This window comes from Flavobacterium sp. N2550 (genome assembly GCF_025947265.1).
Taxonomy (GTDB): domain Bacteria; phylum Bacteroidota; class Bacteroidia; order Flavobacteriales; family Flavobacteriaceae; genus Flavobacterium; species Flavobacterium endophyticum.
This window is the reverse complement of record NZ_CP110007.1, coordinates 725,253-747,195: the sequence shown is the minus strand read 5'-3', so window position 1 is coordinate 747,195 and position 21,943 is coordinate 725,253. Positions and strand designations below refer to the sequence as shown.

25 protein-coding genes are annotated in these 21,943 nt (G+C 36.7%); 11 read left to right on the top strand and 14 right to left on the bottom strand.

Translation table 11 applies throughout. The features are described from left to right. Positions 1-11: 11 nt before the first annotated feature. The gene (locus OLM56_RS03250; protein WP_264528310.1) at positions 12-755 is read left to right on the top strand and encodes an SH3 domain-containing protein; all 744 of its coding nucleotides are present in this window, start codon (positions 12-14) and stop codon (positions 753-755) included. A gap of 118 nt (positions 756-873) precedes the next feature. On the opposite strand, the gene OLM56_RS03245 is transcribed toward OLM56_RS03250, so the two are convergent. Beyond that, a complete protein-coding gene (locus OLM56_RS03245) occupies positions 874-1,413 on the bottom strand; it encodes a CvpA family protein (protein WP_264528309.1) in 540 nt (179 codons plus the stop codon). Between the two features lie 96 nt (positions 1,414-1,509). Between OLM56_RS03245 and OLM56_RS03240 the strand changes: the two genes are divergently transcribed. From OLM56_RS03240 to OLM56_RS03230, 3 genes are all read left to right on the top strand, one after another. Then, positions 1,510-1,866 carry a hypothetical protein gene (locus OLM56_RS03240; protein ID WP_121376250.1) on the top strand — a complete coding sequence of 119 codons (357 nt, stop codon included), beginning with the start codon at positions 1,510-1,512 and terminating at the stop codon, positions 1,864-1,866. Positions 1,867-1,961: 95 nt separating this feature from the next. Next, a complete protein-coding gene (gene pheS / locus OLM56_RS03235; protein ID WP_264528308.1) occupies positions 1,962-2,981 on the top strand; it encodes a phenylalanine--tRNA ligase subunit alpha in 1,020 nt (339 codons plus the stop codon). Between the two features lie 88 nt (positions 2,982-3,069). Further along, positions 3,070-3,477, top strand: coding sequence for a hypothetical protein (locus OLM56_RS03230; protein ID WP_121375611.1), 408 nt, complete (start codon positions 3,070-3,072; stop codon positions 3,475-3,477). Here OLM56_RS03230 and OLM56_RS03225 read toward each other — a convergent pair whose 3' ends face one another. From OLM56_RS03225 to OLM56_RS03205, 5 genes are all read right to left on the bottom strand, one after another. Continuing rightward, entirely contained in the window at positions 3,478-4,809 is a 1,332-nt protein-coding gene (locus tag OLM56_RS03225; RefSeq protein ID WP_264528307.1) for an ankyrin repeat domain-containing protein, read from the bottom strand. A gap of 24 nt (positions 4,810-4,833) precedes the next feature. Beyond that, the gene (locus OLM56_RS03220) at positions 4,834-6,003 is read right to left on the bottom strand and encodes an ankyrin repeat domain-containing protein (protein WP_264528306.1); all 1,170 of its coding nucleotides are present in this window, start codon (positions 6,001-6,003) and stop codon (positions 4,834-4,836) included. Positions 6,004-6,084: 81 nt separating this feature from the next. Continuing rightward, positions 6,085-7,083: a TerC/Alx family metal homeostasis membrane protein gene (locus OLM56_RS03215; protein ID WP_264528305.1), complete on the bottom strand. Its 999-nt coding sequence runs from the start codon at positions 7,081-7,083 to the stop codon at positions 6,085-6,087. Between the two features lie 8 nt (positions 7,084-7,091). After that, complete coding sequence (locus OLM56_RS03210; protein WP_121375607.1) at positions 7,092-8,087, bottom strand: NAD(P)H-dependent glycerol-3-phosphate dehydrogenase; 996 nt, start codon at positions 8,085-8,087, stop codon at positions 7,092-7,094. Positions 8,088-8,414: 327 nt separating this feature from the next. Continuing rightward, positions 8,415-9,575 (bottom strand): iron-containing alcohol dehydrogenase, encoded by a 1,161-nt coding sequence (locus tag OLM56_RS03205; protein WP_264528304.1) that lies wholly within the window; start codon positions 9,573-9,575, stop codon positions 8,415-8,417. Positions 9,576-9,714: 139 nt separating this feature from the next. Here OLM56_RS03205 and OLM56_RS03200 point away from each other — a divergent pair, with 139 nt between their 5' ends. From OLM56_RS03200 to OLM56_RS03170, 6 genes are all read left to right on the top strand, one after another. Then, positions 9,715-10,407: an NUDIX hydrolase gene (locus tag OLM56_RS03200; RefSeq protein WP_264528303.1), complete on the top strand. Its 693-nt coding sequence runs from the start codon at positions 9,715-9,717 to the stop codon at positions 10,405-10,407. A gap of 75 nt (positions 10,408-10,482) precedes the next feature. Continuing rightward, positions 10,483-11,313 (top strand): ribose-phosphate diphosphokinase, encoded by an 831-nt coding sequence (gene prs, locus OLM56_RS03195; RefSeq protein WP_264528302.1) that lies wholly within the window; start codon positions 10,483-10,485, stop codon positions 11,311-11,313. Continuing rightward, positions 11,313-12,770 carry an O-acetyl-ADP-ribose deacetylase gene (locus OLM56_RS17495; protein WP_319800576.1) on the top strand — a complete coding sequence of 486 codons (1,458 nt, stop codon included), beginning with the start codon at positions 11,313-11,315 and terminating at the stop codon, positions 12,768-12,770. The genes prs and OLM56_RS17495 overlap by 1 nt, the downstream gene beginning before the upstream one ends. Before the next feature lie 11 nt (positions 12,771-12,781). After that, positions 12,782-13,324, top strand: coding sequence for an RNA 2'-phosphotransferase (locus OLM56_RS03180; protein ID WP_264528301.1), 543 nt, complete (start codon positions 12,782-12,784; stop codon positions 13,322-13,324). Between the two features lies 1 nt (position 13,325). Continuing rightward, complete coding sequence (locus OLM56_RS03175; RefSeq protein WP_264528300.1) at positions 13,326-14,051, top strand: metallophosphoesterase family protein; 726 nt, start codon at positions 13,326-13,328, stop codon at positions 14,049-14,051. Between the two features lie 43 nt (positions 14,052-14,094). Continuing rightward, positions 14,095-15,546 carry a nicotinate phosphoribosyltransferase gene (locus OLM56_RS03170; protein WP_264528299.1) on the top strand — a complete coding sequence of 484 codons (1,452 nt, stop codon included), beginning with the start codon at positions 14,095-14,097 and terminating at the stop codon, positions 15,544-15,546. A 52-nt stretch (positions 15,547-15,598) separates the two neighbouring features. Here the strand turns inward: OLM56_RS03170 and OLM56_RS03165 are convergent, their stop codons facing one another. The 7 genes from OLM56_RS03165 to OLM56_RS03135 form a co-directional block, all read right to left on the bottom strand. Further along, complete coding sequence (locus OLM56_RS03165) at positions 15,599-16,378, bottom strand: type 1 glutamine amidotransferase domain-containing protein (protein WP_264528298.1); 780 nt, start codon at positions 16,376-16,378, stop codon at positions 15,599-15,601. Between the two features lie 91 nt (positions 16,379-16,469). Next, entirely contained in the window at positions 16,470-17,033 is a 564-nt protein-coding gene (locus OLM56_RS03160) for a Crp/Fnr family transcriptional regulator (RefSeq protein ID WP_264528297.1), read from the bottom strand. Positions 17,034-17,038: 5 nt separating this feature from the next. After that, complete coding sequence (gene nadD, locus OLM56_RS03155) at positions 17,039-17,620, bottom strand: nicotinate (nicotinamide) nucleotide adenylyltransferase (RefSeq protein WP_182493047.1); 582 nt, start codon at positions 17,618-17,620, stop codon at positions 17,039-17,041. A 63-nt stretch (positions 17,621-17,683) separates the two neighbouring features. Then, positions 17,684-18,259 (bottom strand): guanylate kinase, encoded by a 576-nt coding sequence (gmk, locus tag OLM56_RS03150; protein ID WP_121375603.1) that lies wholly within the window; start codon positions 18,257-18,259, stop codon positions 17,684-17,686. A gap of 96 nt (positions 18,260-18,355) precedes the next feature. After that, positions 18,356-19,213, bottom strand: a complete 858-nt coding sequence (locus OLM56_RS03145) for a YicC/YloC family endoribonuclease (protein ID WP_121375602.1) — start codon at positions 19,211-19,213, stop codon at positions 18,356-18,358. Between the two features lie 88 nt (positions 19,214-19,301). After that, entirely contained in the window at positions 19,302-20,198 is an 897-nt protein-coding gene (locus OLM56_RS03140) for a DMT family transporter (RefSeq protein ID WP_264528296.1), read from the bottom strand. Next, the gene (locus OLM56_RS03135; protein WP_264528295.1) at positions 20,199-20,552 is read right to left on the bottom strand and encodes an arsenate reductase family protein; all 354 of its coding nucleotides are present in this window, start codon (positions 20,550-20,552) and stop codon (positions 20,199-20,201) included. Between the two features lie 71 nt (positions 20,553-20,623). On the opposite strand from OLM56_RS03135, the gene OLM56_RS03130 reads away from it, so the two are divergent. Continuing rightward, positions 20,624-21,079 carry a DinB family protein gene (locus OLM56_RS03130; protein WP_264528294.1) on the top strand — a complete coding sequence of 152 codons (456 nt, stop codon included), beginning with the start codon at positions 20,624-20,626 and terminating at the stop codon, positions 21,077-21,079. Here the strand turns inward: OLM56_RS03130 and OLM56_RS03125 are convergent, their stop codons facing one another. Continuing rightward, positions 21,080-21,850 carry a DUF3298 and DUF4163 domain-containing protein gene (locus OLM56_RS03125; RefSeq protein ID WP_264528293.1) on the bottom strand — a complete coding sequence of 257 codons (771 nt, stop codon included), beginning with the start codon at positions 21,848-21,850 and terminating at the stop codon, positions 21,080-21,082. It abuts the gene before it with no gap. Between the last annotated feature and the right edge of the window lie 93 nt (positions 21,851-21,943).

The window sequence follows — 21,943 nt, the reverse complement described above, 5'->3', positions numbered from 1 at the left end:
AATTGAAAAAAATGAAAAACGTATTCTACATACTATTGCTTTTTACCCAAATTTTCTGGGCTCAGGATAATTTCGAGGCGGGAAACAAATTATACCGCCAAGATAAATTTGAAGAAGCTGTAAAAGCCTATGAAAATGTCCTGAAAACCAAAAAGCACTCAGCCGAATTGTATTTCAATCTTGGAAACGCTTACTATAAACTAAATAAGACGGCTCCAGCGATTTATAATTACGAAAAGGCCCTGTTGCTTAATCCGGGCTATTCAGAGGCAAAAAACAACCTGCAATTTGCCCAAAACATGACAATTGATGAAATCAAGCCAGTACAAGAAGTCGGATTTGGAAAAGTCATCCATGATTTTACCTCTTCCCATACGTATGACGGCTGGGCTAAAATTGCTATCGGCTTCTCGGTGATTTTTCTTTTGTTTTTTATTGGGTATTATTTTTCTGCCGCGACAATGTTGAAACGTATTTTCTTTGTCGGATTATTTATTGCCTTGATCGGATTGATTATCAGCGTAGCTTCAGCGATAGCCGAAAAAACGAGATATGAAAATGACAAACCGGCGATAATTTTTGCCGATACCATTAGCGTAAAGAATGAGCCTAAAGAAAATGCCGACGATGCTTTCATCCTCCATGAAGGAACAAAAGTTCAGGTTATAGAAGTTTTGGATAATTGGAGAAAAATCCAATTGGCAGATGAAAAAGAAGGCTGGATCAGTAAAGAGGCTTTGAAAGAGATAAAGTAGATTTGGAATTTGTGATTTTAGATTTATGATTTGAGTCTGGAGTTCGCAATCAAAAATCAAAAATTCGCCATCTTTTAGAGATAACGGTTTCGTCAATCTAAGCTCAGAAATCTAAAATTTATTTCTTCAACTCATCAAACCATTCTTCAAAAACAGGAAAGACAAACTCTGAAATTTTTAAAATCGGGTTGTAAAATAGTGAATCATCTAGCGTTTTCTTTTCAGCAAACGTATGGTTGAAATTGATTTTTTGGAACAAAGCCAAAGCAAAACTTAAGATAAGGCACATTTTCAACACGCCGAAAATTCCTCCCGCAATTTTATTTAGCAATCCCAAGCTTGCAAAATTGGCAATCGAAGTAAAAAATTTTGCCAATAACGAAACGCCCAAGACGACTCCAATAAATGTCAATATAAAAGCCCAAATGGCTATGGTTTTTGGATTCCAAGAAAATAGATCTGAAAGAAAATCTGCGGTAAGGAAAGAAAATTTTATTGCAATATAAATTCCTAAAAGCAGCGAAACCAAAGAAGCAAATTCTACAAAAAGACCGTTCCAAAGGCCACGAACTAGTCCATAAACTAAAAATACACCTAAAATAATATCTAAAAATTCCATCAAGAAAATAGTAAGCAGCCAAGATAGTCGACTTTGCATAGAAAAACAAAATTCAACAACGTATCTTTGCAGACTAATTTTATCGTTTATGGAATGGGAATTTCCAAAACCATAAACCAAAAATCTAAATTTCACATGTCTAGAGATATACAATTAAAAGAGCGATGGGAAAAGCTCGTAACCCTTTTATCCAAGCAATTTGCCGAAGGTGATGTGCTGGATCTGGATTCTATCATTTATTTGATTGGTGTCCAAGAACTTGGAAAAGTTCATCAAAAATTCAAAAAAGACGAAAAAGTAAACTTGATGCATATCGCAATTTGTCGTCTACTTGAGCCTTACGGATTCTACGAATTCGATTATTTTGACAGCGAGGGATGGCCACATTATAAAGTAAAAGAAGAACTGCCTCCGTTGAAAGCGGGCGAACAATCGGTGCTGATGAAAGAAGCGATTGTCAATTATTTTCTGGAAAGAGAAGTTATTGATTAAATTTTAGATTTTAGAAAGAATATACCGATTGAAAACTGCTGAAAACTGCCGATTTTCAACGAAAAATAGTAAATTTGCACCTTTACCAAAAGAAGATGATAGACAAGATTAAAGAATATATTGGCGAAGCAGAAGCGTTTCAAACCCAAAATAAAGAAGAACTCGAAGCATTTAGGATTAAGTTCTTAGGAAGCAAAGGGCTTTTGAAAGATTTTTTTGCCGCATTCAAAAGTGTTCCAAACGAACAGAAAAAAGAATTCGGACAAGTAATCAACCAGCTGAAGAATACTGCTGAAGAAAAAGTCAAAACAATTCAAGAATTGCTTGAAAGCAAAGAAGAAACCGTAGGAGTCTATGGTGATTTGACACGTCCGGCAGAACCGCTGAAAATTGGTTCGCGCCATCCTATTTCTTTAGTCAAAAACCAGATTATCGATATCTTCTCAAACATTGGTTTTAATGTGTCTGAAGGTCCAGAAATTGAAGACGACTGGCATAATTTCACGGCATTGAATCTTCCGGAATACCATCCGGCTAGAGATATGCAGGATACGTTTTTTATCCAGACGAATCCGGATATTCTTTTGAGAACTCACACGTCGTCGGTTCAGGTTCGCTATATGGAAGAAAACAAGCCGCCAATTCGGACTATTTCTCCTGGGCGCGTTTTTAGAAATGAAGCCGTTTCTTCACGTTCTCACTGTATTTTCCATCAAGTAGAAGGATTGTACATTGACAAAGATGTTTCGTTTGCCGATTTGAAGCAGACACTTTTATATTTCACGAAAGAAATGTTCGGGAAATCAAAAATCCGTTTGCGTCCTTCGTACTTCCCGTTCACGGAACCAAGCGCGGAGATTGATATTTATTGGGGATTAAAAACTGAAACGGATTATAGGATTACCAAAGGAACCGGTTGGTTAGAAATCGGCGGTTGCGGTATGGTAGATCCAAATGTCCTAAAAAACTGCGGTATTAACGCTGATGAATTTACAGGTTTTGCCTTCGGTATGGGTGTCGAGAGAATTGCGATGCTGTTGCACCAGATTGGCGATATCAGGATGTTTTATGAAAATGACGTACGATTCTTAGAACAGTTTAAATCTTCTATTTAGTCATAAAGTTGAAAGTCAAAAGTTGTAAAGAAATTGTTTAAAGCAAGAACTTTCGACCTTTGACTTTCTCACTTTCCCGCTTCTTATTATGAAAAAAGATATTATCGTTCCAAAAGTAGAAAACGTTTTTATGGCCGCCGTTCAAGAATGGAACGACGACTTTATGGAAAACGTTTGGTATGTCTATCTGGTCAATGACAGCGATTTTGATCTGGACAGCGTCATGGTGGTTTCAAAAGCTTTCGGAACCATAGATGGCGAGATGAAAAAAACATCGCTTTTACGCCACGCTTTTATGAAGGTTCCAGCGGTTTCTGTCGTAAAGGTAGAAATGGTCGAAAAAAGCGTCCTAGCGCTTAATAACGAGTTCATGGTTACCTATTTCATAGGAAATACATTATACGATAAAAAATTTACGTTCCGCACCAATACGATAAATGAACGAGCTACAGAAGAAGTGCCGATTCTATTCGTAAATGGTGTTATCGTGCGATAATTATCCTTTTAAGATTTTGCTTTTTTCTTGATCAAATTCTTCTTGCGACAAGATTCCTGCATCCAATAATTCTTTTAAGTCGAGCAAAGCTTGTTTTTTGGAACTTATGTCTGCAGGCGGAACAACAGTTTCTGTTTTTGCAACCGCAGGATTTACAGTATTCGATGGACTAAACTTGAGCAATAACTCTGTGATTTCATTATATCCTTTAATGTTAGAATAGTCGATAGCCTTCTGTTCTTTTGCATTGACTACAGAAGCATCGGCCCCTTTTTCTAACAATAACTTTACCATGTCTTTTTTGCCATTGGCTGAGGCATAATGCAAGGCAGTATTACCGCTTTCATCCTGAATATTGATAGTGGCACCTTTGTCTAAAAGTAATTTTACCATACTCACATGGCCGCTTTTCGCCGCAACGTGTAACAGACTTTCGCCACCGTAGCCATAAGTAGTGTCGAGAGAGAAACTGCTTGAAACGCTAAGACTGTCTGCCGTTTCTACCCAATCCAAATAAGAATACATCGAGGTTTCGTTTCCAGTGACAGGTTTTGAATAATTGACATCAACACCATTTTCAATAAAAAGCTCGACGATTTCTTTTTGGTTGTTGGCACAGGCATACCAGATCGGTGATAGGCCATTTTTAGAAGAAACAAAAAGATCGGCTCCTTTTTCTGTTAAAAGCTTGGTCAGCATTCGATTGCTATCATAGCAGGCTAAAAGCAAAGCACTTTCGCCCAAATGGTTCACATGGTTAATATTGGCACCATTTTCCAGCAACAGCTCAACCATAGGCGGGTTTTTAGATTTTACGGCAAATAGCAAAGGTGAGTTGCCTTGTTTGTTAGTAGTGTTGATATCAGCTCCGTTTTCCAATAATTTTTTGACGATTGCGGCATTTCTCCAACTTGCTGCAAGAAGCAATGGTGTTTCAGCTTCATTATTTTCTACATCTGCATTCAGTCCTTGTTCTAGCAGTTTTTCAAGAATTTCAATCTGTCCAGTCAGTGCGGTTAGATGCAAGAGGCTATTCCCTTTTAAATCTTTGATGCTTGTCTTGGCTCCTTTTTCAAATAAAAATAGAGCAGTCTGCTTCTGTTTTTGAAGGCAGGCAAAATAGAAAGGCGTTTCTCCGGCATGATCTTCATAATCGATATCGGCTCCTTCCTCGATGAGCATTTGTACCAAATCAAGATAGCCATGATGTGCGGCATAATGCAAGGCTGTTCGGCCCTTTTCATCCGTGTAAGTAACATCTACTTCTTTGTTGGCTAATAAAAGCTCGGCTATTTTTCTTTTTCCGCCTTCACAGGCGATGATGAATGACATTGACATAAGTTTTCTTTTTCTGGATTAAGACTGCTTCATCAGCAACTCTACGGTTTTTATTTTCAAATTATCATCAGATGCCAGATGAAGCGCAGTTTGGTCTTGATTGTTTGTGATGGAAATATCGGCTCCGTTTTCAATCAAGAGTTTTGCTTTTCTGTAAGTGTCCTTTGCTTTTTCAGCCTCGTAATTGACGTTATAGGCGCAGATTTTATGCAAAAGGGTATTGCCGCTATTGTCTTGCCGATTGATATCGATTGCTCCAGTATCCAAAATAGTTTGAAGCACTTCTACCTTCTTTTCGGCAATTAAATCAATTGGAGTGGTGTCTTGGCTATAATAGTGGCTAGTCTGATACATATCGGCACCATCTTCAATTAGCTTTCGCAATAGCTCCAGGCTTCTTTCAGAAGTATCATACATCATCCTAACGTATTCAAACAATAACGTCACTTGGTCTTTGTTAAGCACGTCAAATTGAGGCGTGTCGAAATTGCGAAGCTGGCCGTACAACTTAACATCTAGTTTATGGGCAACAGCATAGAAAAAAGCAGAATTTCCATTTTTATCCACGTCATTCGGATTTGCGCCATTTTGGAGAAGAAAGTCGAGATAGTCATTCCTATTGAATTCAATAGCCGTAATTAATGGCGTTTTTTTAACGATATCTTGCGCATTGACATCTAGGCCTTCTTGAATCAAAAATTCGAGGTAAGATAAAGAAAGCTGAGGTTTCATCAGGTTCGTCTTTATGACTTGATGGAGAAAGCTTTCTTCGGCATTATTTTTAAAATTTACATTGCATCCTGCTTCAACCAATACCTTGATGCTTTCGATAGTGGCACCTTTTTCAAAGAAATACCCAAGCAGTGTTTTTGCGGCGACCTCATCATTTATATTGTCAAATTTTGAGATGAATTCTCTAAAAAAAGCAATCGAATCCTCGTCTTTCTGCAAACCTCTTGTGACGCTTTGAAAAATACTTTTATCAAAGCTGTCGAATTCATAAACATCGGTTTCAATGACTTTGTTTTCTAAAAAAAGCCGGATAATTTCGAATTGTTTTTCTTGAAATAGTCGATCGAAGATATTCGACTTATTGTATTCGTTTAGAGTGGTGGGAAGTTTTTCGCCGTTCGCGATATGGTCCAAAACTTCAGAATATTTTCCTGAGGCTAAAAGTTGTTCTAACATAGATTGAATGGTTATTATTCTTCATAGTTACAAAAAATAATAACACAATCCGTAAACTTTCACTTTATTTTCACAAATTGACTATTTTTCTTCTTTTACTGGAAAAGCCAAAGAAGCCATTACAGATAAGATCAAGACGCTTCCTACAACTGTCAGCGAGGCTGGTGAAGAGATGTGATAAAAAGGTTGAATAAGCATTTTTACGCCGATAAAAGCAAGGATAACTGCCAGTCCGTATTTTAGCCTGCTGAACATGTACATAAAATTGGCCAGTAGAAAATATAAGGCTCTTAGTCCTAAAATTGCAAAAATATTAGAAGTATAGAGAATGAATGGGTCATTTGGAGCAATAGCGAAAATAGCTGGGATGGAGTCGACAGCAAAAATCAAATCGGTAAATTCGATAACAGCAACGACAACCAAAAGTGGTGTCGCCATCTTCACACCATTTTTGGTTGTAAAAAACTTGTCGCCATCATAATTTTCTGATACTTTGAAGAAACGATGTACCAATTTGGCGCCTGGGCTTTTTGTGAAATCTTTGTTCTCATCATCATCTTCTTTTGAAAACCAAGATTTAAATCCGGCAAAAATCAAGAAGAACCCAAAAATGGATAAGATGACATTGATGCTGACCATCTTTCCAAAAAGTTGCATTTCAGGAAGATAAGTCATGTTAATCAACTCTACTCCAGAGAATATAAAAATGGCTCGGAATACCAAGGCTCCTATAATTCCCCAAAATAAAACTTTATGATGCAAATGCTTTGGCACATTAAAGAAGCCGAAGACCAAAATAAAAACGAAGAGATTGTCTACAGAAAGCGCTTTTTCTATCCAATAAGCCGATTGGAACTGAGTAAACTGCTCCATTCCCATCAAATAATAAATCACGCCGCTAAAAGCCATCGCAAGCGAAATCCATACAATCGACCAAGTAGCCGCTTCTTTGTTAGAAACGACATGGCTGTTTTTGTTGAAGACGCCTAAGTCTAGCAACAACATAATGATAATCAAGATTGAAAATCCTGCCAGGATTCCAGGATGGTTGATCAGATGGTCGACATGATTATTTTGCATGGTCTCGATTAATTAAGTTTTTCGGTCAGTTTTTTGAATACCTTTTTCGGTTCTTTTCCTTCGTATAAAATACTGTAGACGGCATTTATGATAGGAGTCTTCGCGCCGAATTCCTCATTGAGTTTGTAAGCGCTATTTGTGGCATAATATCCTTCGGCAACCATGCTCATCTCCATCATGGCAGATTTTACGGTATAGCCTTTTCCGATCATGTTTCCGAACATCCTATTTCTAGAAAATATAGAATATCCGGTAACTAATAAGTCACCAAGATAAGCCGAATCGTTGATGTTTCGTTTCATTTTGTGAACTTTTCGGATGAATTTTTTCATCTCGCGTATGGCGTTGCTCATTAACAGTGCTTGGAAGTTGTCGCCATATCCTAAGCCATGTGCCATTCCGGCCGCTATGGCATAAATGTTTTTTAGCATCGCGGCATATTCTGTCCCGATAATATCATCAGAAATTTTGGTCTTGATATAATTGCCGCTCAGGTTTTTAGCCATTATTTTAGCTTTGTCAGAATCTCCGCATGCAATTGTCAGATACGAAAGGCGCTCCATAGCGACCTCTTCGGCGTGGCAAGGTCCAGTGATGACGCCGATATTGTCATAAGGGATATCATATTTTTCATGAAAATGTTCTCCTACAATCAGGCTGGTCTCTGGGACGATACCTTTGATTGCAGAATAAATAATTTTTCCGTCTAAACTTTCAGTGAGATGGTCCAATTCGCCACTCAAGAATGCAGATGGAATAGCAAAAATGATATAGTCGGCGTACTTTACAGCTTCGTTTATGTTGCTGGTAAGCTTTAGTTTTTTTATGTCGAATTCAACAGAACTCAAGTAATTCGGATTGTGCTTGAATTCCTTGATATGCTCGATCGCACTCTCGTTTCTCATATACCATGCAATCTCATCAAGATTGACGCAAAGCATTTTTGCAATTGCTGTTGCCCAGCTTCCACCGCCAATCACGGCAAATTTTGGATGTTCACTCATTTTGTTTCGTTTGTTTGCCCAAAAATACTCAAATTAGTGATAATAGGAAATTAATTCAGTAGCAGTATTGCCTTTTTTGTCAGAAAGCTTCGTCAGAAAATGAGCAACAGTATAAATTTAACTTAAAATTATGATTGTCAATACAATGCAAGCCTTCTGCTGTCGTTATTGATATGAGTTGGTTAGATTACAATATACGTTACAAATGATACACTCTCGTATTATTTGAGTTAGTTAAGATTTGTTTTTGGTGTTTTGAAAAAGGCACTCTTGAAAATTACTTTCAGGAGTGCCTTTTGACTTATAAATGCTTTTGATTTTAGATGACTAGTAGCTTAGCTCTACAATATTTTTTACCTTTTCAAGCGTAATGTTTTTCTTTTCGCCGAGCGCCTTCCAACCTCTTTCATCAAAACGTTTTACTACAAAATCGGCAGTGTTTCCATAATCTTGTGTGTATTCTGAAAGTTTGGTCTGCATTCCCATAATATGGAAGAAATCAACTGTTTTTTCTATAGCTTCTGTTGCCATTTCTTCAACGCTTGCATCGGCTATATTCCAAACGCGTTTTCCATATTGTGCTAACTTTTCCTTTTTAGTCTCAAACATCACGCGATATAAATTTGGACCAATAATCGCTAAAGTTCTGGCATGGTCGATTTCAAACAAGGCGGTCAGTTCATGGCCGATCATGTGCGTCGCCCAATCGGTAGGAACTCCTTTTTGGATGAGTCCGTTTAATGCCATCGTACAGCACCACATATAATTAGAAGCTAGTTTATAATCTGTCGGATTTTCAACCACTTTTGGACCAATTTCAATTAGTGTCTGTAAGATTCCTTCAGAAATTCGGTCTTGTAATAAAGCATCGTGCGGGTATGTAAGATACTGTTCAAAAACGTGCGTAAAAGCATCGACCACACCATTCTGGATTTGTCTTTTTGGTAATGAAGCAACTACTTCTGGATCACAGATTGAAAATTTTGGAAATAGGGCAGGACCACCAAAAGACAATTTTTCCTGTGTTTCATTAATCGTGATTACAGCGCCAGAGTTCATCTCGCTTGCTGTAGCTGGAAGCGTTAAAACAGTTCCGAAAGGAATGGCATTGTCTAAGATTCGAATTCCTTTGTGAAGGATATCCATCGGATTTCCTTCAAATTGTACAGCGGCCGATATGAATTTTGTTCCGTCAATTACAGAACCGCCGCCTACTGCAAGAATAAAATCCAATTTCTTTTCACGAATAATTTCCACTGCTTTCATCAACGTTTCATAACGAGGATTTGGTTCAATGCCACCAAATTCCGTTACGTCATAGCTATGCAGTGCTTTACGAACTTGATCGTAGACGCCATTTTTGAAAATGCTACCGCCGCCATACGTAATTAATACTTTGGCTTCTTTTGGTAGCAAGTCAGAGATTTTTGCAATTTGTCCTTTGCCAAAAACTAGATTGGTAGGATTGTATAATTCGAAATTCAGCATAGTTTTAAATTTTATGTAAAATTACGAAACAGGCAAAGGGTTAGTTGTAAATCTGTGTTAAGAATTTTGATGATAAAATAAGCAAATCGTATTTTTCAAAAGAGGAATAATTATATTTGTGTAAATCATACGCATAAAAATGTCTCAAAATCAAAATATCAGAATTGCTGTTGACGCTATTGTATTTGGCTATCAAAACAATAAGGTTTATGTGCTTTTAATCCAGCAGAAATTTGGTGCTGAAAAAGCATATTGGGCTTTGCCTGGCGGTTTGGTACAAGAAAATGAAACTTTAAAAGAAGCCGTTCAAAGAGAGCTGAAAGAAGAAACCAATGTTGAAATCAATTATTTCGAGCAACTTTATACTTTTGGAGACGATATTCATAGAGATTCTCGAAACAGGGTAATTTCAGTCGCCTATTTTGCTTTAGTCGATTCTTCGAAGTTTAAAATCAAAGCGGATTCTGATGCTGAAAAAGTGCAATGGTGTGAAATCAATGACATTCCAAAATTGGCTTTCGACCACAATTTAATTCTAGAAAAAGCAATCGAAAGGCTGAAAGCGAAACTTACGTATCAACCAATAGGATTCGATTTGTTACCAAAAGAATTCCTTTTTTCTGAATTGGAAAACTTATACTGCACGATTTTAGAAAAAGAAATTGACCGAAGGAACTTTAGAAAAAAGATTTTAAGTTTTGGAATTATTGAAGAAACAAATCAGTTTTCTTCAGTAAAAACAGGACGTCCGGCGAAACTCTTTAAATTCAATAAACAAAAATACAGCGCTTTACAAAAAGAAGGTTTCCACTTTGAAATCAGATTTGCGTAAATTTTACACTAAATAATTTGGTTGTAAAATTCTTTTCATTTAACTTTGCGTAATAAATACACAAAATAAGAAATCATGATACTCAATTTAGACCATAACTTCAAACCATTTTCTGATAAAAAAGAAATCGAATTTCAAAGTTTTATTTTTTCTGGTGGCGAACCGCACATCAAAATCAAGCCTGATTTTGATGTTTCAGAAACGGTTACAATTACACATCGAATCAATTCCTTCAACGATTTTGGCTTGCTACTTTTGGCAGTCGATGCTTTGAAAAGAATGGATGTAAAATTGATAAATGTTTTTATTCCTTATTTTCCTGCGGCGAGACAAGATCGAGTGATGATTGCAGGGGAACCTTTGTCAGTAAAGGTTTATGCGGATATTTTAAACAGCTTGAAACTGAATAAAGTTACTGTTTTTGATGCGCATTCTGAAGTAACTTCGGCGTTGCTAGACAATTGCGAAGTGATTTCTAATCATGCCTTCATCGCAGAAGTTTTGAAAAAAATCGGTAATGATGTAAAACTGATTTCTCCAGATGGTGGAGCTTTGAAAAAAATCTATAAAGTTTCTGAATATTTAGGCGGAATCGATGTTGTAGAATGTAGTAAAAGTCGTGATGTAAAAACTGGAAAATTATCTGGTTTCAAAGTTTATGACGACAATCTTCAAGGAATAGATTGTTTAATCGTAGATGATATTTGTGACGGAGGCGGTACTTTTATTGGTCTCGCTGAAGAATTAAAAAAGAAAAATGCAGGAAAACTGTACCTCGCCGTAAGCCACGGAATTTTTAACAAAGGATTTGATGTTTTTCAAAAAGATTTCGAGAAAATATTTACGACAAATTCTTTTAGGGAATTCGATGAAGAAATGGTGGAGGTTGTAAGATTGAAAATGTAATGAAAACAGAAACAGTTCATAGTGCTTTATTTGGATTAGCTGCCGGTGATGCTTTGGGAGTTCCGGTGGAATTCAACGACCGGTCATATTTTGAAAAAAGGCCAGTTGTTGATATGCTGGAATATGGAACGCATAATCAGCCAGCCGGAACTTGGAGCGACGACAGTTCATTGGCATTTTGCCTAGCAGAAAGTCTTTTAAATGGATATAATTTAGAAGATATTGCTTCCAAATTTTTACAATGGTACAATACTGAAATATGGACACCCTATGGTCATGTTTTCGATATAGGAATTGCCACGAGAAATGCGATTTATCAGATTTCTAAAGGAACAAACCCTATTTTGTGTGGCGGTTTTGAAGAGAATGATAATGGAAATGGTTCTTTGATGCGAATCCTTCCTTTGGCTTTTTATCTTCAGAATGACAGCAATTTGGATCTGATTTTTCAAAAGGTAAAGGAAATTTCATCTATTACACATGCTCATTTTCGTTCTGTTTTTGCTTGTTTTATTTACATCTTGTATGTGTTGGAAATTTTAGATGGAAAAGATAAAAACCAAGCATATCAAAACATGCAATCAAAAGTAAACGGATTTATTTCAGAAAATGACTTTAATATACAGGAAATACATCTCTTCGATAGGATTTTAAAATACAATATTGCTACTTTTTCTAGAGATGAAATTTATTCCACCGGATATGTTTTATATAGTCTAGAAGCCAGTCTTTGGTGTGTTTTAAATTCAAATTCATATGAAGAAACCGTTTTAAAAGCAGTAAATCTAGGAAACGATACAGATACAACTGGAGCAATTGCTGGAGGTTTAGCAGGATTGATTTATGGTTTTGAAAATATTCCCGAAAAATGGAAAAATCAGTTAGCAAGGAAAAATGATATTTTGGGTCTGTGTGATAAGTTGGAGATCAGTTTGTCTCAAAGTAGCAATAATATCGAAATACTAAGAACAGATATTACAGAAATAAATACAGATGCGATTGTAAATGCTGCAAATACTTCCCTTTTGGGAGGAGGTGGAGTTGACGGTGCAATTCATAGAAAAGGCGGAAAGCGGATTTTAGAGGAATGTATCGCAATAAGAAACAAGCAAGGCGGTTGTGAGGTCGGTCAAGCCGTAATTACAACTGCGGGAAATCTTCCATCAAAATTTGTGATTCATACCGTTGGTCCTGTTTGGAATGGCGACAAAGAAGAAAAGAAAAAACTTTTAGCCGATTGTTATCGCAATAGTTTAGAATTGGCACTTCAGAATAACATCAAAACAATTGCCTTTCCCAATATCAGTACCGGAATTTATCATTTCCCAAAAGACAAAGCGGCTGAAATTGCAATCAAAACTGTAAAAGAATTTTTTCAAAAAGAAGAATTCGAAAAGATAATTTTTGTCTGTTTTGACGATGAAAATTATGATTTATACAAAGCTTTATTAGCTTAAAAAAGAAAACAATGAACGAACAACAAAAAAGAAAAATAAGCACTTTCATGAGTTTAGTGCTTCGACATAAGCCACAAGAAATCGGATTAGAATTAGATGAAAATGGTTGGACTACGGTTTCAGATTTTTTGACAAAAATGAATGCCAAAGGAAATACGCTCGATTTTGCAAGTCTAGAAGAAATTGTTGCTACAAACGACAAAAAACGTTTTGCCTTCAATGATGACAAAACTAAAATTAGAGCAAGCCAAGGACATTCTGTTACTATAGACTTGGCATTGAATGAAATCGTACCTCCAGAAACCTTATTTCATGGAACAGTTGAAAGATTTCTACCAGAAATCAAATCGAAAGGACTTCTCAAGATGAGCCGCCAACATGTTCATTTAAGTAAAGACAAAGAAACGGCAATTAAAGTCGGAAGCCGAAGAGGAAATCCGGTCATTTTAATTGTCAATAGTGCCGAAATGCAGAAAGACGGTTATAAATTTTACCAATCAGAAAATGGCGTTTGGTTGACAGATAATGTTCCTGCAAAATATATTCAATTTTAAAATGAGAACTTTAGTTATTGGAGATATTCATGGCGGACTTAAAGCTTTGTCCCAAGTTATAAATCGAGCAAATGTCGCAACAGATGACACTCTAATTTTTCTAGGAGATTATGTCGATGGTTGGAGCGAATCGGCACAAGTCATTGATTATTTGATTGAATTGAATAAAAAACAAAAGTGTATTTTCATTAAAGGGAATCATGATTTGTGGTGTGGACGCTGGTTGACATTGGGAGCGTCAAATCCTGTTTGGGAAGAAAACGGAGGCAGAGCTACGAAAGAAAGCTATCTGGCAACAGGCTTGTTAAGCAATGCCGAACATAAATCTTTCTTTGAAAATTTGAAGAATTATTACGTCGACGAAAAAAACAGACTATATATACATGCAGGATACTCGTCTATTCATGGTGTTGAGAAAGAAGAATACGAATCCAATTATTATTTTGACAGAACCTTATGGGAAATGGCTTTGGTAATGGACGAACGTGTAAAAGAAAATTCCTTGATTTATCCTAAACGCCTGAAACATTATGCTGAAATCTATATTGGTCATACGCCAACGACAAATTACGATCAAGATATTCCGATGAATGCTATGAATGTTTGGAATATTGATACAGGAGCAGCTTTTAAAGGAAAACTTTCTGTTTTAGACATCGAAACAAAAGCATTTTGGCAAAGTGATAGGCTTATCGATTTATATAAAAATGAAAGAGGTAGAAACTAAAATTTGCAATAAAAATAGTAAAAACAATATTTAAAAAATAAAAATGAATCCACTCTTACTAACAGACGGTTACAAAGTTGACCACAGAAGACAATATCCTGATGGAACAACATTAGTATATTCTAACTGGACGCCACGAAAATCAAGAATTGAAAATGTAGAAGAAGTTGTCTTTTTCGGATTACAATATTTTATCAAAAAATATATTATTCATGATTTTGAACAATACTTTTTCAAACAACCAAAAGAAGAAGTGGTGAAGAAATATGCCAGAAGAATCAATAATTATTTAGGCGAAAATCAAGTCGGAATAAAACACATCGAGGATTTGCACGATTTGGGATATATTCCGATGGTTTTTAAGGCTTTGCCTGAAGGAGCGAGTGTTCCAGTTCGCGTACCCATGTTTACGATGTTCAATACAAAACCAGAATTTTTTTGGCTGACAAATTACTTTGAAACGTTACTTTCTGCGGTAATCTGGATGCCATGTAATTCAGCTACAATAGCCAAACAATATAGAAAAATTTTAGACCAATTTGCTCAAGAAACATCATCTGTTCCAGAATTTGTAAACTGGCAGGCACACGATTTCTCCATGAGAGGGATGGCAGGAATTGAAGCGGCTGTAACTTCTGCAGCAGGACACTTGTTGAGTTTCACAGGAACTGATACGATTCCAGTGATTGACTTTTTTGAAGAATATTATAATGCCAATTCTGATGCCGAATTAATTGGAGGCTCTGTTGCCGCAACGGAACATTCTGTTATGTGTATGGGTACTACAGAAGGCGAGTTCGAAACTTTTGAAAGATTAATTACAAAGGTCTATCCAAAAGGTATCGTTTCTATCGTTTCTGATACTTGGGATTTGTGGAAAGTATTGACAGAATATCTTCCAAGATTAAAAAACGATATTGTTTCCAGAGAAGGTAAAGTAGTTGTGCGACCTGATAGCGGTGACCCGATTCATATTTTATGTGGAAACCCATATGGTAAAACGGAAGAGGAAAGAAAAGGGGTTGTCGAATTATTATGGGATGTTTTTGGTGGTACTACAAATGATAAAGGTTACAAAGAATTGATTCCGCAAATTGGAACTATTTATGGTGATAGCATCACAATTGAAAGAGCCACAAAAATCTGTGAAAAGCTTAAAGAAAAAGGCTTTGCTTCCACAAACGTAGTTTTAGGAATTGGGTCATTTACTTATCAATACAACACAAGAGATACTTTTGGTTTTGCTATGAAAGCGACGTATGGAGAAGTAAATGGCGAAGGAAGAGCCATTTTCAAAGATCCAATTACTGATGACGGAACAAAAAAATCAGCCAAAGGCTTGATGAAAATAGAACTTGAGAACGGAACTTATAAACTCATTGACCAAGTTTCTTGGGAAGAAGAAAAACAAGGAGAACTAAAAGAAGTTTTTAGAGATGGAAAACTGCTCATCGATTATTCTCTTTCTGAAATTAGAGAAACAGTAAAAAAATAATAAAATAAAAAAGCCTAAACATAAACGTTTAGGCTTTTTTATTCGCTAGAAATTACTTTTTCAATAATTCCAATTCTTTTAAAATAGCTTCGCCGACACCTTTTGCAGACTGTGGATTTTGCCCTGTAATTAATCGCTCATCGATAGTAACATGCGGTTGCCATAAACCTGATTTTTCGAATTTGGCACCACGCTCAATCAATTTTGTTTCTAGGGCGAAGGGAACTACTTTTTCCAGTTTGACTGCCACTTCTTCTTCATTAGTAAAAGCATTTACCTTTTTGCCATCAACCAAATACTTGCCATTGCTCAATTTAATATTTACCAATCCAGCAGGACCGTGACAAACGGCTCCAACGACGCCATTGTTTTCATAAATAGCAGTAGCGATTTTGGCAATTTCGGCATTATCGGCAAAATCCCACATTGCACCATGGCCTCCAGCATAGTAGATGGCCACATAGTCTTTTGGATTAACTTCAGATGGTTTCATCGAATGGTTGATTTTGTTGTGATAAACAGCATCATCCCAAAATTTCTTATTGATTGGATCGTTCAAATCAAAACCATCTACAGGAGGTGTTCCGCCCTTTGGGCTCACGAAATCAATCGTATAATGGTCTTTTAATACTTCCCAGGCATGGGTAACTTCTCCTAAATAATAACCGGTAGGTTCGCCAGTGCTTCCTTTTTTGTCGTGGCTCGAAACCACAAATAAGATTTTCTTTTCCATCTTTTTTGATTTTTTAGTTTGTGCGTTTCCTAGAATAGGATGTAAGGCAAGGGCAAAAAATGCTATAGCCATCAAGCTTGAAGTGATTATTTTTTTCATAATGACTTTTTTATAATTAAGATACAAAATTCCGAAGAAATGGCTCTCTAAGAAAGGGAAAAAGTCACATATTTGAAGTGATAATTGTCACTTAGGTGCTGAAACGGCTCAAAGTTTCACGCGAAACGCCAAGATAGGACGCAATCAGTTTTTTAGGGACTTTTTGAAATAAAGTAGGATAGAGCTGTAACAATTTTTCGTAGCGTTCCTGCGGATTATTGTTCAGCATTGACAAGATTCTTTGCTGTAAGGCAATATAGCCGAAGTTTGACTTTCTGCGAAAGAAGTGCTCGATCTTGTGCATTTCGGAACAGAGTTTTTCACGATTGTATAAGGAAAGGCAGAGCACTTCGGTATCTTCAATACAATCGATGTTTAAGGTAGCTTTTGTCTGGTTGAAGTAGGCATTAAAATCGCAGATCCACCAATCTGGAAGTGCAAATTGCAAGATGTGTTCTTTTCCATCTTGGCTGACATGATAAGCTTTTAGGCAGCCTTCCAAAACAAAAAAATCATTTGGCACATCTTCGCCTTCTTGAATCAAAAATTGGTGCTTTTTATATTTTTTTGGAGTAAAATGTGACAGTATATAATCGAATTCGCCATCAGTAAGCGGCGTGATTTTTTCGATTTGCTGTCGTAACATTTGGCTCATTCCGATTACTTTTTATAAAACAAATTATGGTCAATATAATCCCACACTTTTTCGGGCAATAGTGGTTTCGCATTCTTGCCATTTTTGATGCTTTCTCTGATTTTAGTTGAAGAAATCTCAACAATCGGTGCATCAATAATATGAATCTTCGGATGGTTTACAAATTCAGAGCTTATGATCTCTGTTGAAATCCTCGGATAGACATAAATTTCATGATTTTCGAGAATAACATCGTAGTTTTTCCATTTGTGAAACGAATTCAAGTTGTCTTCGCCCATAATCAAGGAAAATTCATGATTTGGGAATTTCTCTTGCAGATAGGCTAAAGTAGTTACCGTATAATTAGGTTGCGGTAATTTAAATTCGATGTCAGAAGGTTTTAATTTTGGATACTCTTCTGTTGCCAGAAAAACCATCTGCAGGCGATGGTGGTCTTCTAATAGTGTGCTTTTCTTTTTTAAAGGATTGTGCGGCGTAACCACCATCCAGACTTGATCCAAATCTGAAAACTCGGCCATGTGGTTGGCAATGATGAGGTGGCCGACATGGATGGGGTTGAATGTTCCGAAATATAATCCTACTTTCATTTTTTAAGGGACTAAAGTTCTGAGTTGCTAAGGCTCTTGGAACCTTAGCAACTCAACACCTTATTAAATCATTTTCAAATAATCGTAAACCAATTTATAAGCATCATTTTTTGCAATCTCCAGATCGTAATTCTTTAAGATGACATCGAATTCGTTTGCTTTTGCGATTTCTTTTTCTGCTTTTGCAAGGCGCATCTGTATCTTTTCATCCGTTTCCGTCTGACGGAAGCGTAGTCTTCTTTCTAGTTCTTCAACAGAAGGCGGGCTAACAAAAACGGCCAACGTTTGTTTTGGATATTGCTTTTTTATGTTCAAGCCGCCAATCACGTCAATGTCGAAAATTACGTGCTTGCCTTCAGCCCAGATTCGTTCCAGCTCGCTTTTCAGCGTTCCATAATAATTGTTTTTGTAGACTTCTTCATATTCTACAAAAGCATCTTCTTCAATTTTCTTTTGGAATTCGGATGCCGATAAAAAGTAATAATCCCTGCCGTCAATTTCTTCTCCTCTTTTTTCGCGCGAAGTCGCAGAAATAGAAAAGTCCAAATGCAGTTCTTTTTGTTCCAAAAGATATCTCACTATCGTAGTTTTTCCTGAACCAGAAGGAGCCGAAAAAACTATTAATTTGCCGTTATTCATTGTTTTATGCTTTAAGCTTAACGCTATATGCCTTAAGCTAAGTGGATTGTTTATTGGTTTTTTGCCTAAAGCCTAAAGCTTGCGGCCAAAAGCGTTCTACAGAACGTTCAAAACCTGTTCTTTTATTTTTTCCAGCTCGTCTTTCATCTGGACTACAAGTTTTTGCATCTGCGCATGGTTGGATTTGGAACCCATCGTGTTGATTTCTCTTCCGATTTCTTGAGTGATGAATCCTAGTTTTCTACCATTGGCTTCGTTACCCGCAAGCGTTTCTATAAAATAATTCAAGTGGTTTTCCAAGCGCACTTTTTCTTCGGTAATATCGTATTTTTCAAGATAGAAAATCAATTCTTGCTCAAAACGATTTTCGTCTACATTGACATTGAGTTCTTCGATGGCCGTTTTCAATCGGTTTTTAACCGTTTCAATTCGTTCGCCGTCTAGAGCTACAGTTTCGTTCATGAGAGCGAGTATGTTGCCAATTCTTAAAAGGAATTCTTTTTCAAGAGCTACGCCTTCAGAGTTTCTGAATTCTTGGATATTTTCCAATCCTTGGTCGATTACGCCTTGAATAACTTTCCATTCGTTTTCATCCAGCTCTTCGCGTTCTGTTTTTAAGGCATCAGGCATTCTGACAGCCATTTTCAGCAGTTCCGTTTCGTCGCCGTCAACCACTAGTTTCAGCTGATTGATATAGGCTTTTACGATAGGCACGTTGATTTTTGACGAAGTTTCTTCGCCGGTAATTTCTATAAATAAAGAAAAATCGATCTTTCCTCTTTCTAATTTCTGAGCAATCTGATTTCGAAGTCCCAATTCCATTTCGCGATAAACGTAAGGCGTTCTCACATTTAAATCCAAACCTTTACTGTTTAGGGATTTAATTTCAACGGTAATTTTTTTGTTAGGCAATTGCAAGGTTGCTTTGCCGAAACCAGTCATTGATTGTATCATATTCAAATTTAAATAGCTACAAATGTAATAAAAAGTATTGAGTCGTTTTCAGGCGAGACAAATTAGATTGCAGGCAAAACAGCAGGAATCAACTGCTTGAGAGCTGTTTTTTCTTTTGCGTGACCAAATAGACTCCTAAAAAGATCATAGTAGCCGAAATGATTTTTACGAAGCTCAATTCGTCTTTTCCCAAACCGATAGCGAATACAGTTGCAAAAAAGGGCTGGAGGTAGATAAAAACGGCAACAATAGTAGGCTTTAGTTCTTTCATAGACAAAAGATTCAGCAGGTAGGTAAGGAATGTTGAAATTACTACGACAAATAGTATTTTGGCATAAATAGACGTTGGAATAATCTCCCATTGTATTTCCTGCACCTGCTTCCATCCGAAAGGTAATACCATGATAAATCCAAACAAATAGATCCATTTGACGAAGGAAAAGGCATTGTATTTTTCCATCAGCTTTTTAACAATAATTAGGTAAAAGCCATAGGAAACGGCATTCACAAAAACCAAAAAGTTTCCCCACATGGCATTCGAGGCATTGCCGATGCTTTTTCCGTATAGAATTAGCAAGACGGTTCCGGCTAATCCTAATACGATTCCAAAAGCCTTCCATTTAAGGATTTTTTCCTTCATGATAATGGCAAACAATACCAAGACAATCATAGGCGTCGTAACCATGATTACAGAAGCCATAATAGGCGAAGTCAGGCTCAATCCTTCAAAAAACGTAAGCATATTAAGAGCCACGCCAAAGAAAGCGGAAGCAATAATCCTCGGAAAATCATTCAGCGCAATTTTTTCTGCTTTAATAAAAAGCGCGACTAGCCAAAACAAAAGGGCGGAACCGCCAACTCGCAAGACAATAAATCCGAAAGGCTTTACAAATTCCGGCATTACGTCTTTGGCAATCGTAAACGTCACTCCATAGATAATGGAAACCATCAAGGCGCCGAGCAGGGCCCAATTTCGTGTAGACATTTAAGAAAGCGCTTTGGCTACTTCAAGAATGTTCTTTTGGCTGTTGCCGATGTAGATTTTTCCGTCGATAATAAAAACGGGACGGCTTAAGAAAGTATAATGCTCCAAAAGATATTTTTTGAAATCTGGCTCTTTTAGGTTTTTGTTTTTCAAGTCCAAAGATTTATAAAGCTGCGCTTTTTTGCTGAATAGCGCTTCATAGCTTCCTGAAAGTTTATACATTTCATCCAGTTCTGCTGCGGTAATCGGATTTTGACGGATATCGTGAAATTCCAATTTGTCAGTATTCGGAAGCGACTTTATGATTTTTCGACACGTATCGCAAGAGGCTAGATAATATATTTTGTTGTTCATCTTTGTGAAGTTTAAGTGACGCAAAGAAAATTTATTTATGGCGAAAAAGATGTATTTTTATCAAAAAAAACATGCACGAAGCATTTGATATCACAACACAAAGCAGAAAGGTTCTCGAAAACTATCTGCAAAATTATTCTTTGGAACAACTAAACAAGGTTCCGGATGGTTTCAACAACAACTTAATTTGGAATATAGCCCATATCATTGTCGTACAGCAATTATTGGTGTATAAATTATCAGGACTTCCGACAATGGTTTTGGATGAGATGATTTTGAAATACCAAAAAGGAACCAGACCAGAATCAGACGTTATGCAAAAAGAAGTCGATGAAATTAAGGGATTGCTTTTTGAAACCATCAACCAGACCAAAACCGATTTCGAGAATCAGATTTTTAAAAACTACCATCAGTTTACGAACAACCAAGGATTTACGATTCGAAACGCAGAAGGTGCCATTGCCTATAATTATTACCATGAAGGAATGCACTTGGGCATGATGATGTCAATTAAGAAGTTTTTGTAATTATTTGATCAACAAATAATTGGTCAATTGGTCGTAAGGCAGCAATAATTCTTTCGGGCCATCCGCATACGAAGCAACTTCATAGGTGTTATAATACAGTAACAGTCCATTTTTAGTAAAGAAGATAGTTTGTGGCAGGTCAAAAACTTCGTTTTCAAACATGAGCCCTGTAGCGTTGATAGGCCCGGCCGGAATTTTATATTTTTTTCGGAATTCTTTTTCAGCAAAAGATTTAAAGCCAGCTTCGTCTTTCAGGAAATCTTTTCGTGTCAGCTCTTTTCCCGTTTCAGGATTAAAGAGCAAGGAACGGTTTCCTTCGTAGCCATGGGCACCGCCAGTATACGTATAATGGTGCAATTTTATATTCAAGACTTTGTCAGAAGTATAATCCACTTTTGCATCTACTTTTGCTTCCCAGCCTAAAGTTTCGTCTGGAAATTCTTTCTTCAGTTCTTCATAAGAATTGATAAACGACGCCATGATTTCTTCATAGGTTTTTCCGTTATAAGGCTTTTCGCCAAAATAAACGATGCCGCGAACCGTATTGAAAATTTTCTTATTGATGCTGTCGGCCACTACAGGAATGTTAGAAGCTTCCGGAACCGTAATTTTTACTTCGGCACAGATATCTCCCTTGCAAGGCAATGTTGTCTTCTTTTCGAAAGTTTTCGATTGGAAATCAACTGCTTTCAATTCAGATCCATCTTTCTTGTCTTTTTGACAGCTTGCAAAAGCGAGCGATAGTGCGAGGAATAATACGATACGTTTCATGACAGCTTTGTTAATTATTTATAAATATAGCGTTTTTAGAATAAAATTAAAAGGTAAATTTGTCCAAAATATTGATACTTAAATAATCATTTA

Coding starts and splice junctions, on each gene's coding strand:
- OLM56_RS03160 (WP_264528297.1), bottom strand. CDS start 17,033: ATGAGCCAAATGTTACGACAGCAAATCGAAAAAATCACGCCGCTTACT.
- prs (WP_264528302.1), top strand. CDS start 10,483: ATGATACTCAATTTAGACCATAACTTCAAACCATTTTCTGATAAAAAA.
- OLM56_RS03230 (WP_121375611.1), top strand. CDS start 3,070: ATGAAAAAAGATATTATCGTTCCAAAAGTAGAAAACGTTTTTATGGCC.
- nadD (WP_182493047.1), bottom strand. CDS start 17,620: ATGAAAGTAGGATTATATTTCGGAACATTCAACCCCATCCATGTCGGC.
- OLM56_RS03250 (WP_264528310.1), top strand. CDS start 12: ATGAAAAACGTATTCTACATACTATTGCTTTTTACCCAAATTTTCTGG.
- OLM56_RS03170 (WP_264528299.1), top strand. CDS start 14,095: ATGAATCCACTCTTACTAACAGACGGTTACAAAGTTGACCACAGAAGA.
- OLM56_RS03130 (WP_264528294.1), top strand. CDS start 20,624: ATGCACGAAGCATTTGATATCACAACACAAAGCAGAAAGGTTCTCGAA.
- OLM56_RS03200 (WP_264528303.1), top strand. CDS start 9,715: ATGTCTCAAAATCAAAATATCAGAATTGCTGTTGACGCTATTGTATTT.
- OLM56_RS03245 (WP_264528309.1), bottom strand. CDS start 1,413: ATGCAAAGTCGACTATCTTGGCTGCTTACTATTTTCTTGATGGAATTT.
- pheS (WP_264528308.1), top strand. CDS start 1,962: ATGATAGACAAGATTAAAGAATATATTGGCGAAGCAGAAGCGTTTCAA.
- OLM56_RS17495 (WP_319800576.1), top strand. CDS start 11,313: ATGAAAACAGAAACAGTTCATAGTGCTTTATTTGGATTAGCTGCCGGT.
- OLM56_RS03175 (WP_264528300.1), top strand. CDS start 13,326: ATGAGAACTTTAGTTATTGGAGATATTCATGGCGGACTTAAAGCTTTG.
- OLM56_RS03165 (WP_264528298.1), bottom strand. CDS start 16,378: ATGAAAAAAATAATCACTTCAAGCTTGATGGCTATAGCATTTTTTGCC.
- OLM56_RS03225 (WP_264528307.1), bottom strand. CDS start 4,809: ATGTCATTCATCATCGCCTGTGAAGGCGGAAAAAGAAAAATAGCCGAG.
- OLM56_RS03180 (WP_264528301.1), top strand. CDS start 12,782: ATGAACGAACAACAAAAAAGAAAAATAAGCACTTTCATGAGTTTAGTG.
- OLM56_RS03135 (WP_264528295.1), bottom strand. CDS start 20,552: ATGAACAACAAAATATATTATCTAGCCTCTTGCGATACGTGTCGAAAA.
- gmk (WP_121375603.1), bottom strand. CDS start 18,259: ATGAATAACGGCAAATTAATAGTTTTTTCGGCTCCTTCTGGTTCAGGA.
- OLM56_RS03125 (WP_264528293.1), bottom strand. CDS start 21,850: ATGAAACGTATCGTATTATTCCTCGCACTATCGCTCGCTTTTGCAAGC.
- OLM56_RS03240 (WP_121376250.1), top strand. CDS start 1,510: ATGTCTAGAGATATACAATTAAAAGAGCGATGGGAAAAGCTCGTAACC.
- OLM56_RS03215 (WP_264528305.1), bottom strand. CDS start 7,083: ATGCAAAATAATCATGTCGACCATCTGATCAACCATCCTGGAATCCTG.
- OLM56_RS03210 (WP_121375607.1), bottom strand. CDS start 8,087: ATGAGTGAACATCCAAAATTTGCCGTGATTGGCGGTGGAAGCTGGGCA.
- OLM56_RS03220 (WP_264528306.1), bottom strand. CDS start 6,003: ATGTTAGAACAACTTTTAGCCTCAGGAAAATATTCTGAAGTTTTGGAC.
- OLM56_RS03205 (WP_264528304.1), bottom strand. CDS start 9,575: ATGCTGAATTTCGAATTATACAATCCTACCAATCTAGTTTTTGGCAAA.
- OLM56_RS03145 (WP_121375602.1), bottom strand. CDS start 19,213: ATGATACAATCAATGACTGGTTTCGGCAAAGCAACCTTGCAATTGCCT.
- OLM56_RS03140 (WP_264528296.1), bottom strand. CDS start 20,198: ATGTCTACACGAAATTGGGCCCTGCTCGGCGCCTTGATGGTTTCCATT.